The sequence below is a fragment of the Paraburkholderia tagetis genome (assembly GCF_022213065.1).
GTDB lineage: Bacteria > Pseudomonadota > Gammaproteobacteria > Burkholderiales > Burkholderiaceae > Paraburkholderia > Paraburkholderia tagetis.
Genome location: NZ_JAKLJA010000101.1, coordinates 800 through 4,356, shown reverse-complemented (window position 1 = coordinate 4,356; position 3,557 = coordinate 800). Strand labels below are relative to the sequence as shown.

Annotated in this window: 3 protein-coding genes; all 3 read left to right on the top strand. The window is 65.3% G+C overall.

The features are described 5' to 3' along the window. The coding region (locus L5014_RS38305; RefSeq protein WP_238469057.1) for a hypothetical protein at positions 1–292 on the top strand (292 nt) is incomplete at its 5' end. A gap of 60 nt (positions 293–352) precedes the next feature. Then, entirely contained in the window at positions 353–1,354 is a 1,002-nt protein-coding gene (locus tag L5014_RS38300) for an alpha/beta fold hydrolase (protein ID WP_238469056.1), read from the top strand. Positions 1,355–1,665: 311 nt separating this feature from the next. Continuing rightward, on the top strand, positions 1,666–3,393 hold the full coding sequence (locus tag L5014_RS38295) for a methanol/ethanol family PQQ-dependent dehydrogenase (protein WP_238469055.1): 1,728 nt from the start codon (positions 1,666–1,668) through the stop codon (positions 3,391–3,393). Positions 3,394–3,557: the final 164 nt, after the last annotated feature.

The following is a 3,557-nucleotide window of genomic DNA, read 5'->3' as shown; positions in this document are numbered from 1 at the left end:
TCCGAACGGCGGCCGGATGTTCCTCGTCTTGCATTGTCTCCTCCACGAGAGCCTGGTACCTTGCCAGACTTTTCGCTGTCCTGTAAAGCAAGCTACGGGCCATCTGGTCTTCGGCGCAGCTCGGGCGGAGCGCACCCGATGCGTGCGCGACGCGCAATATATCAGCGCCATGCGCAATGACGCCATGCGTGTTGCAGGCCTGACGGTGTATTACCGCAAATGCCCCTGGGTCCGATATGCGGACTCACCCCAATTTGTACCGGCTCGTACACCGCGCGCGATTTTTGCTTGAGCGTTCTTCTTGCGCCCTTCTCCTTTTCTCCAATGCGCGCCCGTGGCGAGCGCCCCATTCATGAACAAACGAACTTCCGGCTGGCCATCTTCGCGCGCCCCGTTGCGCCACCAGCGCCTGAACAGAGACGGACATTCAATCGCCTTCACGGTCGCCGGCGAGCCGGCAGCGCCGGCCGTCGTCGTGCTCCACGGCGGCCCAGGCAGCGCAAGTCAGCCCGGCATGCTGGCCTTGTTCGATCTGACGAAAACGTGTGTCGTACTCGTCGATCAACGTGGCGCGGGCGAGTCGCTTCCTCGCGGCGGCTTGCGCGCCAACCGCACGGACCGGCTCATCAAGGACCTCGAAGAGATTCGCCGCGCGCTCGGCATCGCGCGCTGGGGCGTCGTCGGCGGTTCATGGGGCGCCGCCCTCGCGCTCGCGTATGCAGGCCAGCATCCCGCAAGTGTGCTCGGCGTCGTGCTGCGCGGCCTCTTTCTGACCTCGCGACATGAAGTACGGCACCTGCTCGTGACATCGCGTCACAAAGCGCCGGGCGCCTGGCGGCGCCTGTGCGCTGCTGCCGGATGCACCCGCGCAAGCGCGTTGCTTGCATGCTGCGCAAAGCACCTGCGGCCCGGCGTGGCATACGCGCGGCAACGTGAGGTCGCGCTCGCATGGCGCGGGTACGAAGAAGCGATACTCGCCTCGTCGCGGCCCGGCCGTGCCACGGCATCTCGCCCACGCCGCGCCAACACCCCAAAGGCCGTGCACGCCCTCATCGACAAGTACCGGATTCAGGCGCATTACCTGTTGCGCGACTGCTGGCTCGGCGAGCGGCGTCTGCTCGATTTCGCGCGCAAGGCAGAACAGGCAGGAATACCGATCCATGCCGTGCACGGGCGGCGCGATCCCGTATGCCCGGTCCGCAACGTCGCGCGTCTTGCGCAGGCCGCGCCCACCGCGCACATCGCCCGCGTGCGCGGCGGACATCTCGCCAGCGATCCGGCGCTGAGGCAGTCCGTCGGGCAGGCGGTGCGCGCCATGCTCGCCAGCGCGTCCGGGCCGGGTCAGCGCCAATGAAGCCGTTACGCGCGACGGGGCGCAGTGCGCTGTGGCCTCAACCGTGCTGTTGCCTCAACTGTGCTGTTGCCCGCCAACTGTCCTGTTTCTCAACACTGCACCGCCGGCGTTGTACCTGAATGCAACACCTGGCGCACCTCGGGTTCACCACCATCCGCCTCCCATTACCGGCACGCCGCGCCCGCCGCCTTGCCCGCGCAAATGGCATGCGATTTGCAGTAAGGACACCGCAACCGGAACGGCACCGACGGCACCGACACAAGGGCTGCGACGCTACCGGCACTGCATCGACAAAGACTCAGGAGACGACTATGAAGAACCGTTCGGCTGCCGCACGCCGGCTGGCTGTCTGTGGGGCGAGCACCGCCATCGCGATGACGTTGAATGTGGCTCCCGTGGCGGCCGCCCCGGACTATCCCGCCGTGACCTACGAGCGCCTCTCCCACGCGCAGAGTGATCCGGGCTGGCTCACCTACTACCGGACCTATAGTGGCCAGTCACATTCGCCCCTGAAGCAGATCGATGCATCGAACGTCGCCGGGCTCAAGCAGGCGTGGAGCTATCAGTTCCCCGCCGACCTCAAGCAGGGTTTCGAGGCGACCCCCATCGTCAACGGCGACTATCTTTTCGTAACCACCCCCAAGGACAACGTCTACGCCTTCGATGCGAAAACCGGCACCCAGTTGTGGAAGTACGAGCCGAAGCTCGGCCAGGAATCGTTCAAGACCGCGTGCTGTGACGTGGTGAATCGCGGTGTCGCGCTGTACGGGAAGAACGTCTACGTGGCCATGCTGAGCGGCGAAGTGGCCGCGATCGACGCGCAGACAGGCAACCTGGTCTGGAAAAAGCAGATGTTCGAACCGGGCCTTGGCTACGCGTTCTCGCTTGCGCCGCTCGCGCTCGACGGCTCGATCGTCGTGGGCACCTCGGGCGGCGAATACGGCATCCGCGGCTATATCGTCGCCCTCAATCCCGACGACGGTTCGACGCTCTGGAAGCGCTACACGATCCCGGATGCCGGCGAAAAAGGCAGCGATACGTGGCCCGACGGCATGCAGGCACACGGTGGCGGCGCGGCGTGGCTGACCGGCACCTACGACGCCGCAACGCGCACGCTGTACTGGGGCGTCGGCAATCCGGGGCCGTGGCTTGCCGCACTGCGTCCCGGCGATAATCTGTACTCCGATTCACTGCTCGCGCTCAATCCGAAGAACGGCGACCTGAAGTGGCACTACCAGTACACGCGTAACGACACGTGGGACTATGACGGGGTCAACACGCCGATCCTTGCCGACATCAGCTACAAGGGCAAAGCGTATGACGCCATCATTCACGCCGACCGCAACGGCTTCTTTCATGCGATCGATCGCAAGACCGGCAAGCTGATCTACGCCGAGGCGTTCGTCAAGACCGAATCGGTGACGGGCTACACGAAGGATGGCCAGCCGATTGCCGATGCCAGCAAGTATCCGAAGGCCGGCACGACGATCAACACGTGCCCGAGCTTTCTCGGCGGAAAAAACTGGTGGTCGGTGTCCTACGATCCTGAGCGGCACATCGCGGTGGTGCCTGCGCTGCATGCGTGCATGAGCTTGTCCGGCAAATCGGTGAGCTATATGGAGGGTCTGCCCTACCTCGGCGAAGGCTTCGAGATCCAGCCCGAGCCGGGCAGCAAGGGTTACGGCGAGCTTCAGGCCATCGACGTGAATACCGGCAAGAAGCTCTGGGGCCACTGGAGCAAGATGCCCTGGAACGGCGGCGTTGCCACCACGGCCAGCGGCATTGCCTTTAGCGGCTCGCTCGACGGCCACCTGTATGCGTTCGACGTCTCCACGGGCAAGGTGCTGTGGGAGAGCCCGCAACTGGCGAGCGGCATCATTGCGCAACCTTCCGTCTTCGAAGTCGACGGCAAGGAATACGTGGCCGTGCTCGCAGGCTACGGCGGCGCGAATCCGATCTGGGGCGGCCCGATGGCCGACGTGGCGAAGGATGTTCCGCGCGGCGGCACGCTGTACGTGTTCGCGCTCGATCACAGCTAAGCCCCTGCATTGCCTTTACATCGGCTAACCGCCGCTTGCCGCGCCCGCGCGCAGCCGACGCGGGCGCGGTGTTCCCGCCATCACCGGAACACACACAAGGCCACTACCGCCCTTGTGGCGCGGGCGCAGCCGACGCGCGCCCGCGCCGTTCGCCGCCAATCGGC